Origin of the sequence: Faecalicoccus acidiformans, assembly GCF_014202635.1 — a bacterium.
Classification (GTDB): Bacteria; Bacillota_I; Bacilli_A; order Erysipelotrichales; family Erysipelotrichaceae; genus Faecalicoccus; species Faecalicoccus acidiformans.
On record NZ_JACHHD010000011.1, the window covers coordinates 1 to 17,607 of the forward strand.

Below are 17,607 nucleotides of genomic sequence, written 5' to 3' on the forward strand. Positions count from 1 at the left end.
ATTTTCGAGACCCCCACTTAAATTTAAAGCGATACAAGAAAAACACCCCAACCAATTTAAAGGCTAGGGTGTACCCCAACATAATTTAATATATCCTCTTTTTTAGTCTTGGTGAAGATCATGTAAGATCTTTTCAATACGATTTCCTTGTTCTAAGCTAAGGTCTTGAACAAATACAAGATCTGGCATTTTTCGAATTTTGATCTTTTTCGCCAAATTTGAACGAATAAAACCCTTACTCTGGTTTAAAACACGCAATCCCGCATCATTCCGCGTTTGCTGTCCAAGAAAGGATACATAGACCTTCGCTAAACTTAAGTCCTTAGTACATTGAACATCTGTCACAGTGACAAATCCAAGTTTAGGATTTTTTAATTCGAATTGAAGGATCCTTGAAATCTCCTTTAACAAGATATGATCCATTCTTTCCGCTTTTAAAACTGCCATTATGCCTCCTGCACTTCTTGATCTTCATAAGCTTCGATAATATCGTCGACTTTGATGTCATTGTAATTCTCAATGGTCATGCCGCATTCAAACCCATTTGTGACTTCTTTCACATCATTTTCAAATCGACGAAGAGACCCTAATTTTCCTTCATATTGAACGATGCCGTCTCGTATCAAACGCACTTTACAGTCACGTCGAACACAGCCATCTGTAACCATGCATCCGGCAATTGTTCCCACTTTAGAGACTTTATAGATCTGTCGAACTTCAGCTTGTCCGATAACTACTTCTTCATAAACTGGCGCTAACATACCTTTCATTGCCGATTCAAGTTCTTCTAAAGCTTTATAAATAATATTGTGAAGACGGATCTGTACTCCTTCTTCTTCAGCTTTTTTACGAATTGCTGCACTAGGACGAATATTAAATCCATAGATGATAGCATTTGAAGCCATTGCCAACATAATATCCGACTCAGAGATCGTACCTACTGTCGAACGAATGACATTAACACGAACTGTATCAACATCCAATTTCTCCATGCTGGCTTTTAAGGCTTCAGCAGATCCTTGAACATCAGCTTTGATCAAAACATTGATCTCTTGCAGATCGCCTTCTTCCACTTTCTTGGCAAGATCTTCCAAAGACATGGCACTAGTTTGATTTCGCTCTTTTTCAATTTGTTTTTCTAAACGTTGATTCGCGATTTCCTGGGCCTTTTTATAGTTTGCATAAGCCATAAAGACATCGCCAGCGCGCGGTACATCATTCAATCCAATAATTTCTACCGGACAGCTTGGTTCTGCATGTTTGATTTCTTGCATACGGTCATTCGTCATTTTACGAACACGTCCAAATGAACTTCCGACGACAATACTATCCCCTGCATGCAAAGTCCCTCTTTGAACCAGTAAGGTAGCTACCGGGCCACGACCTTTATCCAACTTGGCTTCAATAACAGTCCCGCTTGATAAACAGTTAGGATTTGCCTTTAACTCTTGCATATCTGCAACCAGCAACATCGTTTCTAAAAGTTCAGGGACGCCTTCTCCGGTTTTGGCACTGATCTTTGTAAAGATCGTATCGCCACCCCACTCTTCCGGCATAATACCCAACTCTGCCATTTCTGACATGATCCGATCTGGATTAGCTCCTGGTTTATCCATCTTATTGACCGCAACAACGATTGGAACACCGGCAGCTTTCGCATGGTCGACCGCTTCTTTCGTTTGAGGCATCACACCATCATCCGCAGCCACTACGATGATAACGATATCCGTAACTTGCGCACCTCGAGCACGCATAGAAGTAAATGCTTCGTGTCCCGGGGTATCTAAAAATGTCACTTTACGGCCATTTACATTGACCTGATACGCCCCAATATGCTGCGTAATTCCTCCAAACTCTTCCCCCGTTACATTGGTTTTACGAATGGTATCCAACAATGTAGTCTTACCATGGTCAACGTGTCCCATGATCGTTACAACCGGCGGACGAGGAACTAAATTCTCTTCCTTATCTTCGATATGCCCTAGCTGTTCTTCAATATCATCCTCTTCAATAATGATCTCTTTATGTGGTTCGCAATGAAATTCCATACAGATCAATTCAATATCATCATCGCTAAGGACTGTATTGATCGTAGACATGTTTCCCATCATAAATAAAAATTTGATGATATCGGAACTGTTTCGTTTTAAAAGCTCAGCTAACTGGCCCACAGTCAAAGTATCATGATATGTGATTTCCTTTGGATACTCTACTTTTTTAGCAGGTTGTGGTCGGTTATTATTTCGCTGATTGCGATTCCGATTCGGTTTTTTCTTTTGTTTGTTGTAAGCCATCTGATATCACCGTTCCTTTTCTCTGTTCTAAGATCCGATCCGCCAATTGAGGATCGGTTATAGAAAATGCTACAAAAGATCGTTTCGTGATACGATCAAATTCACTTTGATCTACACCAAAACAAGGTATTTCATAAAATTGGCATTTATTCAATATTTTTTTCTTGATATTTTGCCCAATACAATTTGAATAGATAATAAGTTTTGCCGTCTGGTTCTGAACACTTGGTAAGAGTTGCGCTCCATAGCATACTTTATTTGCCTTGAATGCAATTTGTGCATACGTGATCCATTTATTCATCACAATATGTTTCCAATTGATCAAAGATCTCTTGCGGAATAGTAGTCTCTAAAGCGCGATCCAAAGCATGATTCGCTCTAGCTTTTTTGATAGTTTCTTTTGAACGAGAAACATAAGCACCATGGCCGTTCTTTTTCCCCGTAGGATCGACAACGATTTCCCCTTCAGGGGTACGGACAACACGAATCAGTTCTTTTTTTGGAAAACGCTCTTGTGTTACTACGCATTTTCGCATCGGTATTTTACGCATAGAAACTCCTAATCATCATAATATTCATCAAATTCTTCGTAATCGACATCTTCATCCCAAATGTTCTCTTCTTCCATTTGCTGGGCTTCGATTTCCGCAAGTTCTTCTTCAGAATAAATCGGACGCATTTGTTCAAATTGTTGTTTTGCTTCAGAAAGATCTGTTTTTTCTTCTTTTGTTTCTTTCGGTTCTTCATGCTTTTTCTTTGAAACTTTCGAAGTTGTTTCCTGCTTAGAAGAAGCATCTGCAAAATTTTCAAACTTAGATGTATACTCAACTGTTGGAGCGGCAGAAGCTTTCTCTTTGCGTTTTGCTTTTGCGATTCGAGCCGCTTCTTCCATTTCATCCATTTCTTTTTTCTCTTGTTCTTTTTCAAACAATGTTGTCGTATTTTGAAGTGGTGCTTCGTCTTCAATATCCAATATTGTATCGACATCCTCATAAGTGAAATCTGCAACATCAACGTTTTCAATTTCCGTATCGGCTTTATTTAATTCTTCAATACGCAATTGTTGTTTATATGCGCGTTCCTTCGCCTTCTTAGCTTCGTATTCTTCTTGCATCTGCTGAGAAATGGCACGATAATCTATTCCTAATTCATCCATTTCTGAATCGGATTTGATATCGATCTTTCGATTTGTCAGTTTAACAGCTAAACGAGCATTCTTTCCTCTTTTTCCAATCGCCAATGACAATTGATTTTCTGGTACGACAACGATCAACCCATCTTTTACTTCTTCATTTGGAATTACCGCAATAGCTTCACTAGGACTTAAAGCGTTTTTGATCAAATCTGAAATATTATCTGACCATTCAAAAATGTCGATCTTTTCACCATGCAGTTCATTGATGATCATCTGAACACGAGAACCTCTTGGACCAATACAAGCACCAATAGGATCAATATTCTCGTTATAAGAATGCACTGAAATTTTACATCTTTCGCCAGGTTCACGCGCAATGGCTTTGATTTCAATGATACCCTGGTAAATCTCTGGCACTTCTTTTTCAAACAATCGCCGAACAAATACAGGCGTCGCCCGAGATACTAATACTTGAGCACCTTTCGTATCTTTATTTACTTCTGTAATGACTACAAGAATCTTCTGCCCTTCACGATATACTTCTCCAGGAATCTGCTGACTTTTTTTCATCATAGCCAAAGTTTTACCGATGTTAACGATCACAAATTTCGGCTCAACTGTTTCAATCGTTCCCATCACCATCTCATCCACTTTATCGTTATACTCTTCGTAGACGATCTGTTTTTCAGCTTCACGAATCTTTTGTTTGATCACGTTTTTAGCTAAAACAACAGCTGCGCGATCAAATTGTGTATAATCGACTTCTTCATCGATCATATCTGAAATTTGAACATTCGGATCGACCTTTTTCGCATCCTTTAAAGAAATCTCTAATTCATCGTCCTCAACATCTTCTACAACGATTCGCTGATGATAGAGGTGAATTTCTCCGTTCACAATTTCTGCCTTTACATACGCATCTGGAATCTCGATGTGTTTACGATAAGCTTTGATCATGGCTTCCTTCAATGCGTCCTCAACAATTTCCGGTGTTAATTGTCGATCCGTTTCAATTCCCTGTAATGCTTTCGCAATGGATTCAACTTTTAATTTCATATTAATCTCCTTAAATTTTAACAGCAGTTCGTATCATCAAAATATTATTTCGATCAATATCGATCGTTTTCAATCTCGTTTTATTTCGATATTCAATCTTAACAAATTCATTGTTTACTTCCAAAAGATTTCCAGTCACAGAATCCAAACCGTCTTTTGGATCTTTTAACTTACAAAAAACATATTGATCAATCGCGTTTTGAAGTTGTTCTTCATTTTTAAGTTCTCTTTCAGCACCTGGCGAACAAACTTCTAACATGTATTCTGACGCAAACCAATCTTTTTGATCAAGAATCTCACTGATTGCATCACTGCAAATTGCACATGTATCCAAATCCATCGATCCGTCGTCTTTTTCAACACTGATACGTAAAAGCGGGGGTCGTTCTGAACTTAACCATTCAATATCATACAAATGACATCCTTTTGTTTCTAAGATTGGCACGATCCACTCTCTTAGTTTGTCCATACTCTCTCCTTTTCAAAATGAAGGAGTGGGAAATCCCACTCCTTTTTGTTTATCCATCGATAATTTAGCACACTTACGAATTAAACGCAAGATGATTATTTGTTTTCTTCAAGTTCTATATGCCGTAAAATAATCGTTTCAATCAACTCGGCTGCCAGCTGCGGATCATCGTTGCAGACAATATATTTGTATTGATAAACCATTTTCATTTCATTAGCTGCTTTAGCAAGACGTTGCTGTACGATTTCTTCTGCTTCTGTCCTTCTTCCTCGAATTCTTCGCTCTAATTCTTCCATAGAAGGAGGAACGATGAAAATGCTGACCGCATCCGGACATTTTTTCTGAACTTGGGTTGCTCCTTGAACTTCAATCTCCAACAGAACATTTTTCCCTTCATCGCGCAATCGATTTACTTCTTTTAAAGGTGTACCATAATAATTGCCAACAAATTCAGCATATTCCAACAATTCTCCATTCTCGATTGCTTTCTCAAAATCCTCACGTGATGTAAAGAAATAATCTACACCGTCAACCTCTCCTTCTCGAGGCTTCCTAGTCGTCATAGAAGTTGAATAAGCAAGATTCAGTTTTTGATCTTGCGAAAAAATCTTTCGTATCGTTCCTTTACCGACTCCACTTGGTCCGCTCAGGATGATCAACAACCCACGTTTCATTCCCATTCTCCTTTTCATACATTTTACACCACTTCACCATACTGTCAAAATAAAGTTTTGAATATGATATAATATTACACAAAAAAGGGGTGATCATATGGCGTTAGACGGTTTGTTGCTGCACGTAATTCTAAAAAGGCTACAATCTCTATGCCCTTGTAAAGTCAATAAAATTCAAAACATCTCAGATGAAGAAATATGTTTTCACGTATATACAAGACACGGAAACGAAAAAATTGTTGTGAATGCACATTCCAATTCGAATCGCATTTATTTAGATCCTTATGCTGTTTCATCTTCGTTACAGCCCTCCAATTTTGTAATGGTTCTAAGAAAATGTTGCAGTCAAGCAATCTTGGATCAGATCCAACAAATCGGATTCGATCGAATATTGGAATTCACGCTTGTCAATCGCGATGAGCTAGGGGATACAAAGAGATATAAACTCTATATCGAACTAATGGGAAAATACTCAAATATAGTCTTGGTCGATCACAACGGAATCATTATTGATGCTCTGAAACGAATCCCTATTTATGAAAACACCAAACGAATGATCCATCCAGGTGCTCAATATACTCTGCCTGATCCAGGTCAAAAAAAGAATCCATTATGTATCGATCAAATTGATCGAAACACTTCTTTAGTCAATCAGATTTATGGCTTTTCACCACTATTGTCTAAAGAGTTCTTGAAAAGAATGCAAGAAGGCGAAAAATACGAAGAAATATTACAAGAGCTTCTTAACTCTAAAACTTTATATATTTATAAAAAAGATTTTCACTGCCTTGCCATGACACATCTGGAAGAAATTCCTAAACAGTTCGAATTCATGGAAGGCTTTCATCATCTGTATGCTGCTGAAGAACAAAAGAATCGCATCCGCGAACAATGCCAAGATGTTTATCGGGCCGTAGAAAAAGAACTCAAGAAGGCTCAGAAAAAACTGCCAAAACTTCAAGATACATTAGAGCTTTCAAAAGATTATTGTAAATATAAGTTGTATGGCGATCTCTTATTTGCTTATATGGGCCAAATCCAAAAAGATCAAACTGTCAAAGTTCCTTCTTTTGAATCCGATGACATCATCGAGATTCCTTTGGATATGCGCTATGATATTAAACAAAACGCAAATCGCTATTATCAAAAATATCATAAAGCTAAACGTTCAATTTCGATCCTACAAGAACAGATTCGACAATGTGAGATGGATATCGCATATTTTGAGCAGCTTCATGAACAACTTCGTCATTGTACGATTCAAGACGCACTAGAGATCAAAGAAGAATTGATCAAAGAAAGAATCTTACGTCCGAAAAAAAACACTTTGACAAAAAGGGGCAAGAAAAAGCCAAACGTTTTATGTTTGCAGATCAATGACGATTTGATCTATGTGGGCAAGAATAACATTCAAAACCAGACGATCACGTCAAAGATCGCAAATAAAAAAGATCTCTGGTTTCATGTAAAAGATTATCACGGATCCCATGTACTCTTAAAAGCCGAAAAACCAACTGAAAACCTTATACGGATGTGCGCCAACTTGGCTGCTTATTTTTCAAAAAGTAAAGATTCCAGCAGTGTTCCGGTCAATTACTGTCTTGTATCCGAGTTAAAAAAAGTCCCGGGAGCAAAAACTGGATTTGTTACAATGAAATCTTATAAAACAATCTTTATTGACCCGCAGGAAGTCCCGATTGAAGAATGGATCCAAACATATAAAAAGATCTGACTGTAAGCCAGATCTTTTCTTCTAACCTTTCAGTTGAATAGTTGATCCATCCGGTCCCGGTGTATTCTTTAAGTAATCGATTATCTCTTGCTTCTTCTCTGCTTTGCACGGTTTACAGGCAATTGTATCCATGTCTCCAGAAACCAAAGCTTCTGCCATACCGGAACATCCAGGAAATCCACAACCTCCGCAGTTATAACCAGGGAGCATAGATGTCACCTCATCTACTCGTTTGTCTTGTTCGACTTTTAAGAATTTATCTGCGAATCCCAAGCCAAGACCAAGAACCGCACCTAAAATCAACATCATGACCACAGCCATTAAGATAGTTTGTATCATAATTAATTTCCTTCTTTCTCCTTATGAGCCGGATTATGCAAACATGCGTAATCATGACAACCTTCACAATCCGCCTTTAAGTTTTCACAGCCTTCTGGTAAAGGAGTCTTTTTATTCATTAGATAAAGACCGATGTAAATACCCACCAAAGCCGCAAAGAATAAAACAGCTAAGATATATTTGATCATACAATGCCTGCTAAGCCGCTAAATGCCATCGACATAATGGCAGCACAAATCAAAGCAATTCCATTGCCTTGAAAAGCTTTAGGAACATTGCTTAGATCCAAACGCTCTCGAATGGTAGAGAAAATATAAAGCACTAATGCGAAACCTAAAGGTGTTCCAACAGAGTAAACTAGCATATGAGAAAAGTCATAAGCGTTTGTAATGTTGATCAAACAAACATTCAAAACAACACAGTTTGTGGTGATCAATGGCAAATATACTCCTAGCGATTTATATAGGCTTGGACTATACTTTTTGATAAACATCTCGGTAAGCTGCACCAAGGAAGCGATGACCAAAATAAATGTAATCAATTCCATGAATTCAAGGCCTAGCGGTACCAATACCAAATAATACAGTCCATAGGTTACCAGGGCTGCAACTACGATAACAAATACAACCGCTACTCCCATGCCTAGGGCACTCGATTGTTTCTTCGAAACCCCCATGAATGGGCACATTCCTAAGAACTGATTCAAGATAACGTTATTGATCAGTACACAAGTTACAAGTAAAGTAATCAATTCACCCATACTACTTCTCCTTTGCCTTTTCTTTAGCGTCTAAATGCGTTTTGTAAGCACCCACGGCAGCCGCTAAACACGCAAATGTGATAAAAGCACCTACCGGTGAACCGAAAAGACTAATTGTAAAATCTTCCGGAAACAATGACAAATCCAAAATCACTTGAGCCGTATTAAATGGGTTTGTTATCAAAATACCTCCAGTCGATAAGACTTCACGAATCACTGACATAGAAAGTACAGCCAACGTATAGCCGCATCCCATGCCGATGCCATCTAACGCACTGTCAAACACTCCATTTTTACTCGCAAAACTTTCTGCACGTCCAAGAATGATGCAGTTTACAACGATCAGGGGAATGAAAACACCTAGACTTTCATTCAATGCAGGAGCAAACGCTTGGATCAACATTTGAATAATTGTAACCAGCGTTGCGATGATCACGATATAAACCGGTATACGAATCTCATCCGGTGTAATTTTACGAATCATAGAGATGATCACATTTGACATCGTCAAGACGATAATAACGGAAACTCCCATACCGATCGCATTATTGATGCTTGTCGTAATCGCTAATGTGGAACAGATTCCCAAAAACAGTGAAAATACCGGGTTGTCTTTGATCAATCCGTTTTTAAAATTCTGAATTCGATTCATAGTCACCCTCCTATTTCAACTGCGAAATCGTCTCGGCGGCTTCGTGGATACCATCTACAACCGGTTGTGAACTTACTGTCGCTCCAGAAATCGTATCCAATTCACCGTCAGCAAGATTTCCTTCTAAGGATTCTTTAAATGGATCTTCCAAAACTTGTGTTCCTAGACCACTCGTGTCTCCATTAGAAATCGCAACAAATTTATCAATCGTTAAATCAATAGAATTGATTGAAACTAAAAAAGTAGTTCCGTCTTTGTATCCGGGAACGCTCATATTAAAAATATAAAGATCATTATATTTATAAATTTTATTGATCGTTGTGGATTCAAGATCGGATATATCGACTGCTTCAAAAGACGAAGTATCCGCATCCGGATACATTTCCAATAAAGATTCTTGTTCTTGTCTTTCGTTGTTTTTAGCTATAACCGGTTCAGTGATCTCATTAAAGAATGCTAAAGCGCCACCGGCCAATACAGAGACTATCGCAAGGAATAATGTCAGATGTAATATTTTTTTCATAGATCTGCCTCCTGTGTGATATAAGCTGTAGTTGATGAAGATTCTACCGATGTCACAGGTTCAATCGAGCTTGCAGCATAGAAAGTGATCGCAAGACCAATAACTCCCAAGCAAAATGAAATCATATATGCTTTCTTCTTGATATCAAGTTGTTTTCCATCCAATGCATTTTCAATCATTGGAGTAAACATGTTCATCAACAAGATTGAATACAAGCATCCCTCTGGAAGATTCGCTTTCAAACGTAATAATACAGTGATGATGGCTGCGCCTAAAGCAAAGATCACACGACCTTGTGCACTGGTTGGCGAAGTCACAGGATCTGTTAACATAAATACGGCACCAAAAACAATACCTCCAGTAACCATATGCAGACATGGATACCAGATAAATCCAGGGATACCATGATAAGCATCGATACCGCTCAATAAAGCAACAACGGCAGTCATGATAAAAATAGATCCCAGATACACAACCGGTACTCGCCAATCAATGATCTTTCTTGCCGCAAACCAAACACCTATCAAAAGAATCGCAATTGTAAATGTTTCTCCTAAAGCTCCATCATAGAAACCAAGAGCTAAATTTCCAAATCCACCAAATTGATCTAAGAAAGAATCTAGAGCATTACTTGAGGCAGGAAGCCAATTGAAGGAATTAGCCAGTGTTGTTGTTGGTGTAGCTCCCGTTGTAATACCATTAGTTGCTGCCCCTGTAAATGCGGCAAAGATCACAGCACGACCAACTCCCGCTGGATTAAAGATATTCTGACCGAAACCTCCAAAAAGAAGCTTTCCAAAAACAATCGCAAAGATCGTAGCAACGATCAAGGCATAACAAGTCATAGTGACAGGTACCATCAATGTTAAAATGATGCTGGTAACCCATCCGAAAGAAGTTTTCAAGTATTCAATCGGATTTTTCTTGTAGATCTTGGCGAAGATAGATTCACAAATAATCATTGTCACCAAAGAACTGATCAATAAAAGAATCACGTGCATCAAATATGCACTGCCATAAGTTGTTGCATAATAATAACAAGATAAACAAAACAACAGCATAAGACCCAGCGTGAGTTCAGCCATGATCTTTTGTGTCGTCAAGCGTCCTTTTAAACTAGGACTCACATGAAAATTAAACTTCATCCTTTACACCTCACGCTTTTTTCTTTTTTAAAGAAACGATTCTCTTCGCTTTCCGAACGTTCTCTGTAACATCAATGTGGCTTGGACAAACATAAGTACATAGTCCGCATTCGATACAGCTCAATGCCCCACGTTTTTCCATCTCTTCTGCATTTCCCATTTTAACTGCCATAGAGATGCGCACCGGCTGTAAACCGCTAGGACAGTGATCACTGCATCGTCCGCAACGCAAACAAGCAATTTCATCATCTTCCACATGTTTTAAAACCGTGATGGCATTAGTGGCTCTGTCAACGACAAACTGATCATTTACAATCGTTTTTCCCATCATAGGACCACCTGCAATCAAACGAACGCTATCCGAAGTATATCCTTGACAAGCTGAGATCAATTCAGCGACTGGTGTACCAACAGGGCATACAATATTGTGCGGTTCTTTAATTCCGTCTCCGGAAACAGTAACCGTTTTTTGATAGATTGCATCTCCATCTTCAAAAGCATCCGCAACTGCCATAGCCGTTGAAGCATTTGAAATAATAGCGCCTGCTTCTCCAGGGAGACGATCATATTCTTTATGCAAAATCTCGCGAACCAAAACACGTTCCCAACCCATTGGATAAACATCCGGAACGGAACGAACAGAGATTCCATCTTTCGATTGCAAATGGCTTTGTACAGCCTGGATCCAATCCGGATGTGTTTTTTTGATTGCAATGTAAACATTAGAAACATTGGCCATCTTCTTGAGAATCTCGCACCCTAAAACCAGGCGAGAAACATTTTGCATGGTATGGGCATAATCGGCCGTGATATAAGGTTCACATTCAACAGCGTTAATAATCACGCATTCCATACCCTCTGTTTTTTGGTATTTGATATAGGCTGGAAATCCGGCTCCACCAAGACCGACGATTCCAGCTTGTTTTATTTGTTCTACACATTCTTCATGAGATGCAGACCGATAATCTAAAGGTTTCAAAGCCTGAATCTTATTCTGAGAATCTGACAATTCGATCACCATATGATCGATTGGCTTTAAACTAGCGCTCATTCGCTTTTTCAGCCCACGATAAAATCCGCTGACGCTAGAATAGATTGGAACAAAAAATCCAGAACGAGTGATAGCTAATTTTGTACCAATCTCAACTTTATCTCCTTCCTGGACTAAAACTTCAAGATCTGTATTAGCTCCGGCTGCTAAAGGAATATAAACTTCCTTCGATGGCGAAACATGTAGGATCTCTTTTTTATCTGTCAAATCTTTATGACCCGGAATAAAGTGGTGCATCGGGCCAAGAAACAATGACATTGTCATCCCTCCTCAAACAAAAATCACTCCTTGATATTTTATGCCTTTTAAATACGAACTTCAAGCTCTTTCCAAAGAACCTGATAACAGGAGAAGAATAGAATCCATAGACAATTTGAAAGCTTTTTTTTATAATACTCCCATGAATAAAAATCATTCTGTACGGAGTTGGATACTCATTTCGATTTGTTTTTTTATTTTAATCGCAAGCATCTCTTATTATTTATCAAATGCAAGCTCAAAAAACAGCACTTCGCAACAAATCACCTTTACTGATGTAGGATTTGATACGGCCATTACTTTCGAAGCAAATTGTTCTAAATCTGATTTTGATCGGTATGCATCGATCGTCTCTGAAACTTTTCAATATTACAATCAACTTTTTGACCAGTATCATTCTTATGACGACATCAATAATGTATATACGATCAATCACAGTGCTTATTCTGAAGCTGTTGCGATTGATTCTGAATTAAAGTCTTTGATTCAAACCGCGATGGATTTTAATGAAATTAACAGTAATTTTGATTGTACGCAAGGAGATTTGTTAGATCTTTGGCATTCTTATCGTGAAGAAGGCTTAACATTAAATGCCGATGGAAAAGATGGAGAGTTGCCCAGCGATACAGAAATTCAAAATGCGCTACAGCATGGCGGTAACGACAAAGTGATTCTCCAGGGCGAAACAATTCAGTTCTCAGATCCGGACACAAAAATAGATCTTGGAGGAATAGCCAAAGGTTACGCCACACAAAAAGTAAAGGAACGTTTGGAAGAAGAAGGATGCAGCGAAGGCTATATCAATGCTGGCGGAAATGTTGTTTTGATTGGAAACAAAGACCAGGAGCCATGGAAAATAGGAGTCAAAGATCCGGATCATGAATCCTCTTTGATCGAAGTAACATCACAAAATCCCAAAGCGTTTGTGACAAGCGGCGACTATCAGAGATATTACATAGCAGATAATCAGGTGTACAGTCACATCATTGACCCTGATACCGGCTATCCGCCTGTATATCATCGCAGTGTTACTGTCATCTGTGAAGACAGTACGTTAGCCGATTTATTAAGCACTGCATTATTTTGTATGTCCCTTAAAGATGGAAAAGCATTTTTATCCGAATACTATCCGGAGGTTCAAGCGATTTGGATTGACAACATCTCAAATGACGCAGAACAGCCCATACTGCAAACTAAAGATTATAACATCTATGCAACAGATAACTGCAAAGACCAAATTGATTTAATTCAATAAAAAAACCGCAGCAAGTTTTTGATCTTGCTGCGATTTTTATTCTAAGAATTCAAGATCTGATGACAACGATCACACAATCCATCTTCATTTTCACTGGTCGTATAATTCCAGCAGCGAGGGCATGCATGACCCTGTGCATGTTCAACTTTAACACCACAGAATTCGTATGAATTCAATTCTTCATCTGAATAGTCAAACTGAGAAACAATGAGCCACTGCTCTGGCTTCTTCAAAATCTCATTCATGATGCCACGAGTATTCGCGTCCACGTGCACACTCACTTTAGCTTCTAAAGATTTACCGATATCGCCATTGGCCCTCGATTCTTCTAACGCTTTTAAAACATCTTTTCTCACTTTAAACAAAATATCCATCTTGTCTTTTAAAGCCTGCGAATCAAACGGCAAATCCAATGATTTGAAGGTAGTAAGATGAATCGACTCTGAATCAAATTTCATAAAATCATTGATTTCTTCGCAAGTATGACAAAGAATAGGTGCCCAAAGTCTCGTTAAAACATCGATGGCATGATACAGTACGGTTTGTACTTGTCTTCTTTGTGGATCTTCCAACTTTTCAATGTACAAAATATCTTTTGTATAATCTAAATAATAAGAACTAAGTTCATTTGTCATCAAATTGCTCAAAGTCTGGACAACATCGGCAAAGCGATACTCTTTGTATGCTTTTTCACAGCTTTGAACCACATCGTTCAAACGAACTAAGATATATTGATTTAACGGCTCTAATTGATCAAAAGGTAAGCAATCATCTTTGCTGAAAGTATGATCATCTAAATTGGCCATCAAGAAACGGAATGTGTTACGAACTTTACGGTAATTTTCACTCACTTGTTTCAAAATGTTTTGTCCCATGGAGCAATCTGCCTGATAATCTACACTGGATGCCCATAAGCGCAAAATATCGGCACCATATTTTTTCGTGATCTCACTAGGGGCCACAGCATTCCACTGCGATTTAGACATTTTAACGCCTTTTTCATCCATGACGAATCCATGAGATAAAACTTCTTTATATGGAGCTTTCCCATAAACAGCCGTTCCAACGATCAAGGACGAGTTGAACCATCCTCGGTATTGATCAGATCCTTCAAAATACAAATCTACAGGATAATCATATCCGCGTTCAACCATACACCCTGTATGCGAAGATCCAGAATCAAACCAGACATCCATAGTATCCGTTTCTTTCTTGAAAATTCCATTTGGAGAATGCTCGTTCGTATACCCTTCCGGAACCAAATCCTTGGCTTCTCTTTCAAACCATACATTCGAACCATATTGTCCAACTAATTCAGCTACATGATCAAAGATTGCATTATCCATCAATGGTGTACCATCTTCTCCGTAGATGATCGGGATCGGAACACCCCAAGCGCGCTGTCTAGAAATGCACCAGTCACCACGATCAGCAATCATATTATGCATGCGGCCTTCCCCCCACGCAGGAACCCAGTGAATGGAGTGGATCTGATCTAAAAGCTGATCGCGAATCTTATCAATAGAAGCAAACCATTGCGTAGTGGCACGGAAAATAATAGGCTTCTTTGTACGCCAGTCATGAGGATAAGAGTGAGTAATGAATGTTAGATTCAATAAATAACCTAACTCATCTAATTTCATCGTGACTGTCTTATTTGCATCTTCTACATATTGTCCTGCTAACCATTCGCCGCAGTCTTCCATCATGCGACCTTGTTCATCGACATTACAATAAACCGGTAAATGATAACGCATACCTGTATTAAAATCGTCTTCACCAAAAGCAGGAGCCGTATGAACACAACCAGTTCCGGCATCTGCAGTAACGTAATCAGCTAACATTAAGAGACTCTCTCGTTCTGGATACAATGGATGCGTACAAGTAATGAATTCAAATTCAGAACCTTTGAAAGTTTTAACGATTTGATAATTTTTACATTCGAACTTTTCACAAAGAGAATCCACAAGTTCTTCCAACATAACGAGTTTTCCCTTTTCTGTATCGACCAGAGCATACGTCATATCTGGATGAACACAGATTCCCAAGTTACCTGGAATTGTCCATGGTGTCGTCGTCCAAATCACAAAATATGTGTCTTGGTCTAAGACTCCTTTTCCGTCTTTAACTTGAAATTTAACATAAATCGTCGGTGATTTGATATCTTTGTATTCAACTTCAGCTTCCGCCAAGGCTGACTCGCTGCTTGGTGACCAATAGACTGGTTTTAAGCCTTTATAGATCAAACCTTTCATGGCCATATCTGCAAAGATTTGAATCTGGTGTTTTTCAAAATCTTTTTGAAGAGTGATATAAGGGTGATCATAGTCCCCGATAGAACCCAATGATAAAAAACCTTTTTTCTGTTTTTCAACTTGCTCCATCGCAAAGTCATAACAAATTTTACGGAATTCAGCAATACCGATTTTTTTACGATCATATCCTAATTTCGTAACAGCCGTTTCAATAGGAAGTCCATGCGTATCCCACCCGGGAATATAAGGGACTTTCTCGCCCATCATAAAATGAGATTTGTTGATAACATCTTTTAAGATCTTGTTTAAGGCATGACCCAAATGGATATCCCCATTGGCATAGGGAGGGCCATCATGAAGCACAAAGGATTTGGCATCCTTTCTGCGTTCCAACATTTTTTCATAAAGCTTTTGGTCTTGCCAACGTTTTTGAAATCCAGGTTCTTTTGTCGGTAATTTTCCACGCATTTCAAAACCGGTTTTAGGCATATGCAAAGTCTGTTTGTAATCCATCATTTCCTCCTTAAAAATAAAAAAACGTCCTCTCCAAGGACGTAAAAAACGCGGTACCACCTTAGTTCACTGATCGATGTCAATGCACCTCATTTCGATAACGGAATGATCCGGAACCTCTTACTAGATTGCTTCAGAAGTTCAGCTCAGAAGGGATACCAAAACCTTTCCTATGCAGTCATCACACCCTATCGACTACTCTCTGAATAGGAATTCTGATTTTGACTTGTCTTCATCAAAGCCTATTTGTATTTTTCAAACGATAGAATCCACCGATCTTTCTTTGTTTTAGAAAGAACGCCTAAACAATGAAAGCGCCCGATTCCTCGAATAGAAACGTAATCATTATGGCATAATTGTTCATTATCTTCAAGAATAACATCATTCAATTTTACATTTCCCTGATCAATCATTTTCATTGCTTTAGACCTGGAAACATTTGCTAAAGAAGCGACAATGGAATCCATTCGAAATGAAGAGACATTAATTGTGATCGTTTCAAGAACTTGTGTATTCCATACAAAACTGTAATTTTCTTCAAAAGCGACAGGCGAATGTGCAACATAACGAAGTTCATTTTGGATCCACTCAGATATTGGCTGCTTGCAAACCAAGGCAATTTCATGATCAGAAACACAGATATCCCCAATTTGATCTCGTTCCAAGCCAAGATTCATTAGAGCACCCAAAACATCACGGTGAGACAATCGACGCCTGTCATAGGAATACGAGCTAGATAAAATCGAATAATCAAAGTCTGATTCCATTGGTTCGAAAGATATAAAAGCATGTTTACGGACTGCTTGATCGTATCCTCCATAAAAAGAAAGAAATAATTGATTCTTTACCAATTGTTTCACGATCTCCTGCTCAGTCGGCGTCAAAAAAGAGGTCACCGCCGGACGCCGATATCGTATGACCGAATAAATCTGATCTTGGATATGAGCGGCAAAAACTTCATGACCTCTTAAAATATTCGCTCTATTTTTTAAAATATTATTCGTCGAAATCATCTGGATTTCCTAAAGAAATCGTTCCTTGAACTCCAATTTCAGCAGGTGAACACAAAATGACATTTTGACCAATCTTTTGAATTTTACCATCTAAAGCAAAAACAACACCAGTTAAAAAATCAATGGTACGCTGTGCATAATCACGATCCAATTTGTGCAAATTCACAACAACAGCACGACCTTCTTTTAACCGAGTTCCAACTTCTTCTGCCTCACCAAAACTTCTAGGTTCAAATAAAACCATTTTTGTCTTTGTGCTCAAAGTAGCAGAATTTGTTCTGCTTTTCGGTCTTTCATATCGATTCTGAGGTTCAGCCTCCGTTTCAGTCGACATTGTCTGCGCTACAGGCTGTTCTTCGTATTCTTCTTCATCTGCGTCAACAGGTGCTACGAAATCTTTTACTTTATCCATAAATCCCATGGGTAGTACCTCCTTATCTCCAACATTATAACATAGAATGTAAATTTGAAAAGAATAATTCA

At 38.5% G+C, this 17,607-nt stretch carries 19 protein-coding genes and 1 other annotated feature; of the genes, 2 read left to right on the forward strand and 17 right to left on the reverse strand.

Annotated features, from left to right (window positions below):
- Nucleotides 1–102 precede the first annotated feature (102 nt).
- From rbfA to gmk, 7 genes are all read right to left on the reverse strand, one after another.
- Nucleotides 103–447, reverse strand: a complete 345-nt coding sequence (gene rbfA, locus HNQ43_RS05925) for a 30S ribosome-binding factor RbfA (protein WP_183375741.1) — start codon at nucleotides 445–447, stop codon at nucleotides 103–105.
- Nucleotides 447–2,294, reverse strand: coding sequence for a translation initiation factor IF-2 (gene infB / locus HNQ43_RS05930; RefSeq protein ID WP_183375742.1), 1,848 nt, complete (start codon nucleotides 2,292–2,294; stop codon nucleotides 447–449). Before infB ends, rbfA begins: the two co-directional genes overlap by 1 nt.
- Nucleotides 2,239–2,595, reverse strand: a complete 357-nt coding sequence (locus HNQ43_RS05935; RefSeq protein WP_183375743.1) for a L7Ae/L30e/S12e/Gadd45 family ribosomal protein — start codon at nucleotides 2,593–2,595, stop codon at nucleotides 2,239–2,241. The genes infB and HNQ43_RS05935 overlap by 56 nt, the downstream gene beginning before the upstream one ends.
- Nucleotides 2,588–2,845: an RNase P modulator RnpM gene (rnpM, locus tag HNQ43_RS05940; RefSeq protein WP_183375744.1), complete on the reverse strand. Its 258-nt coding sequence runs from the start codon at nucleotides 2,843–2,845 to the stop codon at nucleotides 2,588–2,590. The genes HNQ43_RS05935 and rnpM overlap by 8 nt, the downstream gene beginning before the upstream one ends.
- 8 nt (nucleotides 2,846–2,853) lie before the next feature.
- The gene (gene nusA / locus HNQ43_RS05945; protein ID WP_183375745.1) at nucleotides 2,854–4,485 is read right to left on the reverse strand and encodes a transcription termination factor NusA; all 1,632 of its coding nucleotides are present in this window, start codon (nucleotides 4,483–4,485) and stop codon (nucleotides 2,854–2,856) included.
- A 10-nt stretch (nucleotides 4,486–4,495) separates the two neighbouring features.
- Nucleotides 4,496–4,954, reverse strand: coding sequence for a ribosome maturation factor RimP (gene rimP, locus HNQ43_RS05950; RefSeq protein ID WP_183375746.1), 459 nt, complete (start codon nucleotides 4,952–4,954; stop codon nucleotides 4,496–4,498).
- 95 nt (nucleotides 4,955–5,049) lie between these two features.
- Nucleotides 5,050–5,628 (reverse strand): guanylate kinase, encoded by a 579-nt coding sequence (gene gmk / locus HNQ43_RS05955; protein WP_183375748.1) that lies wholly within the window; start codon nucleotides 5,626–5,628, stop codon nucleotides 5,050–5,052.
- 97 nt (nucleotides 5,629–5,725) lie between these two features.
- Between gmk and HNQ43_RS05960 the strand changes: the two genes are divergently transcribed.
- A complete protein-coding gene (locus tag HNQ43_RS05960; protein WP_183375750.1) occupies nucleotides 5,726–7,360 on the forward strand; it encodes an Rqc2 family fibronectin-binding protein in 1,635 nt (544 codons plus the stop codon).
- A 21-nt stretch (nucleotides 7,361–7,381) separates the two neighbouring features.
- Here the strand turns inward: HNQ43_RS05960 and HNQ43_RS05965 are convergent, their stop codons facing one another.
- The 7 genes from HNQ43_RS05965 to HNQ43_RS05995 are packed head-to-tail and all read right to left on the reverse strand — an operon-like array spanning nucleotide 7,382 to nucleotide 12,088.
- Nucleotides 7,382–7,699 carry a (Fe-S)-binding protein gene (locus HNQ43_RS05965; RefSeq protein ID WP_221248010.1) on the reverse strand — a complete coding sequence of 106 codons (318 nt, stop codon included), beginning with the start codon at nucleotides 7,697–7,699 and terminating at the stop codon, nucleotides 7,382–7,384.
- Between the two features lie 2 nt (nucleotides 7,700–7,701).
- Nucleotides 7,702–7,887, reverse strand: a complete 186-nt coding sequence (locus HNQ43_RS05970; protein ID WP_183375752.1) for a hypothetical protein — start codon at nucleotides 7,885–7,887, stop codon at nucleotides 7,702–7,704.
- Nucleotides 7,884–8,459 (reverse strand): electron transport complex protein RnfA, encoded by a 576-nt coding sequence (locus HNQ43_RS05975; RefSeq protein ID WP_183375754.1) that lies wholly within the window; start codon nucleotides 8,457–8,459, stop codon nucleotides 7,884–7,886. The genes HNQ43_RS05970 and HNQ43_RS05975 overlap by 4 nt, the downstream gene beginning before the upstream one ends.
- Before the next feature lies 1 nt (nucleotide 8,460).
- Nucleotides 8,461–9,111 carry an electron transport complex subunit RsxE gene (gene rsxE / locus HNQ43_RS05980; protein WP_183375756.1) on the reverse strand — a complete coding sequence of 217 codons (651 nt, stop codon included), beginning with the start codon at nucleotides 9,109–9,111 and terminating at the stop codon, nucleotides 8,461–8,463.
- Nucleotides 9,112–9,121: 10 nt separating this feature from the next.
- Complete coding sequence (locus tag HNQ43_RS05985; protein ID WP_183375758.1) at nucleotides 9,122–9,634, reverse strand: RnfABCDGE type electron transport complex subunit G; 513 nt, start codon at nucleotides 9,632–9,634, stop codon at nucleotides 9,122–9,124.
- A complete protein-coding gene (locus HNQ43_RS05990; protein WP_183375760.1) occupies nucleotides 9,631–10,779 on the reverse strand; it encodes an RnfABCDGE type electron transport complex subunit D in 1,149 nt (382 codons plus the stop codon). Before HNQ43_RS05990 ends, HNQ43_RS05985 begins: the two co-directional genes overlap by 4 nt.
- Before the next feature lie 10 nt (nucleotides 10,780–10,789).
- Nucleotides 10,790–12,088, reverse strand: coding sequence for an RnfABCDGE type electron transport complex subunit C (locus tag HNQ43_RS05995; RefSeq protein ID WP_183375762.1), 1,299 nt, complete (start codon nucleotides 12,086–12,088; stop codon nucleotides 10,790–10,792).
- Nucleotides 12,089–12,230: 142 nt separating this feature from the next.
- Between HNQ43_RS05995 and HNQ43_RS06000 the strand changes: the two genes are divergently transcribed.
- Nucleotides 12,231–13,343, forward strand: a complete 1,113-nt coding sequence (locus HNQ43_RS06000; protein ID WP_183375764.1) for an FAD:protein FMN transferase — start codon at nucleotides 12,231–12,233, stop codon at nucleotides 13,341–13,343.
- Between the two features lie 41 nt (nucleotides 13,344–13,384).
- Here HNQ43_RS06000 and ileS read toward each other — a convergent pair whose 3' ends face one another.
- The 3 genes from ileS to HNQ43_RS06015 form a co-directional block, all read right to left on the reverse strand.
- Entirely contained in the window at nucleotides 13,385–16,111 is a 2,727-nt protein-coding gene (gene ileS, locus HNQ43_RS06005; protein ID WP_183375766.1) for an isoleucine--tRNA ligase, read from the reverse strand.
- A gap of 32 nt (nucleotides 16,112–16,143) precedes the next feature.
- Nucleotides 16,144–16,359 (reverse strand) — a binding site (T-box leader).
- Complete coding sequence (locus tag HNQ43_RS06010; protein WP_183375768.1) at nucleotides 16,354–17,124, reverse strand: YlmH/Sll1252 family protein; 771 nt, start codon at nucleotides 17,122–17,124, stop codon at nucleotides 16,354–16,356. (Overlaps the previous feature by 6 nt.)
- Complete coding sequence (locus HNQ43_RS06015; RefSeq protein ID WP_183375770.1) at nucleotides 17,108–17,545, reverse strand: cell division protein SepF; 438 nt, start codon at nucleotides 17,543–17,545, stop codon at nucleotides 17,108–17,110. The genes HNQ43_RS06010 and HNQ43_RS06015 overlap by 17 nt, the downstream gene beginning before the upstream one ends.
- Nucleotides 17,546–17,607 lie beyond the last annotated feature (62 nt).

What these genes read in the sequence shown, in the direction of transcription:
- rbfA (WP_183375741.1), bottom strand. Translation starts at nt 447, where the DNA reads ATGGCAGTTTTAAAAGCGGAAAGAATGGATCATATCTTGTTAAAGGAG.
- infB (WP_183375742.1), bottom strand. Translation starts at nt 2,294, where the DNA reads ATGGCTTACAACAAACAAAAGAAAAAACCGAATCGGAATCGCAATCAG.
- HNQ43_RS05935 (WP_183375743.1), bottom strand. Translation starts at nt 2,595, where the DNA reads ATGAATAAATGGATCACGTATGCACAAATTGCATTCAAGGCAAATAAA.
- rnpM (WP_183375744.1), bottom strand. Translation starts at nt 2,845, where the DNA reads ATGCGTAAAATACCGATGCGAAAATGCGTAGTAACACAAGAGCGTTTT.
- nusA (WP_183375745.1), bottom strand. Translation starts at nt 4,485, where the DNA reads ATGAAATTAAAAGTTGAATCCATTGCGAAAGCATTACAGGGAATTGAA.
- rimP (WP_183375746.1), bottom strand. Translation starts at nt 4,954, where the DNA reads ATGGACAAACTAAGAGAGTGGATCGTGCCAATCTTAGAAACAAAAGGA.
- gmk (WP_183375748.1), bottom strand. Translation starts at nt 5,628, where the DNA reads ATGAAACGTGGGTTGTTGATCATCCTGAGCGGACCAAGTGGAGTCGGT.
- HNQ43_RS05960 (WP_183375750.1), top strand. Translation starts at nt 5,726, where the DNA reads ATGGCGTTAGACGGTTTGTTGCTGCACGTAATTCTAAAAAGGCTACAA.
- HNQ43_RS05965 (WP_221248010.1), bottom strand. Translation starts at nt 7,699, where the DNA reads ATGATACAAACTATCTTAATGGCTGTGGTCATGATGTTGATTTTAGGT.
- HNQ43_RS05970 (WP_183375752.1), bottom strand. Translation starts at nt 7,887, where the DNA reads ATGATCAAATATATCTTAGCTGTTTTATTCTTTGCGGCTTTGGTGGGT.
- HNQ43_RS05975 (WP_183375754.1), bottom strand. Translation starts at nt 8,459, where the DNA reads ATGGGTGAATTGATTACTTTACTTGTAACTTGTGTACTGATCAATAAC.
- rsxE (WP_183375756.1), bottom strand. Translation starts at nt 9,111, where the DNA reads ATGAATCGAATTCAGAATTTTAAAAACGGATTGATCAAAGACAACCCG.
- HNQ43_RS05985 (WP_183375758.1), bottom strand. Translation starts at nt 9,634, where the DNA reads ATGAAAAAAATATTACATCTGACATTATTCCTTGCGATAGTCTCTGTA.
- HNQ43_RS05990 (WP_183375760.1), bottom strand. Translation starts at nt 10,779, where the DNA reads ATGAAGTTTAATTTTCATGTGAGTCCTAGTTTAAAAGGACGCTTGACG.
- HNQ43_RS05995 (WP_183375762.1), bottom strand. Translation starts at nt 12,088, where the DNA reads ATGTCATTGTTTCTTGGCCCGATGCACCACTTTATTCCGGGTCATAAA.
- HNQ43_RS06000 (WP_183375764.1), top strand. Translation starts at nt 12,231, where the DNA reads ATGAATAAAAATCATTCTGTACGGAGTTGGATACTCATTTCGATTTGT.
- ileS (WP_183375766.1), bottom strand. Translation starts at nt 16,111, where the DNA reads ATGGATTACAAACAGACTTTGCATATGCCTAAAACCGGTTTTGAAATG.
- HNQ43_RS06010 (WP_183375768.1), bottom strand. Translation starts at nt 17,124, where the DNA reads ATGATTTCGACGAATAATATTTTAAAAAATAGAGCGAATATTTTAAGA.
- HNQ43_RS06015 (WP_183375770.1), bottom strand. Translation starts at nt 17,545, where the DNA reads ATGGGATTTATGGATAAAGTAAAAGATTTCGTAGCACCTGTTGACGCA.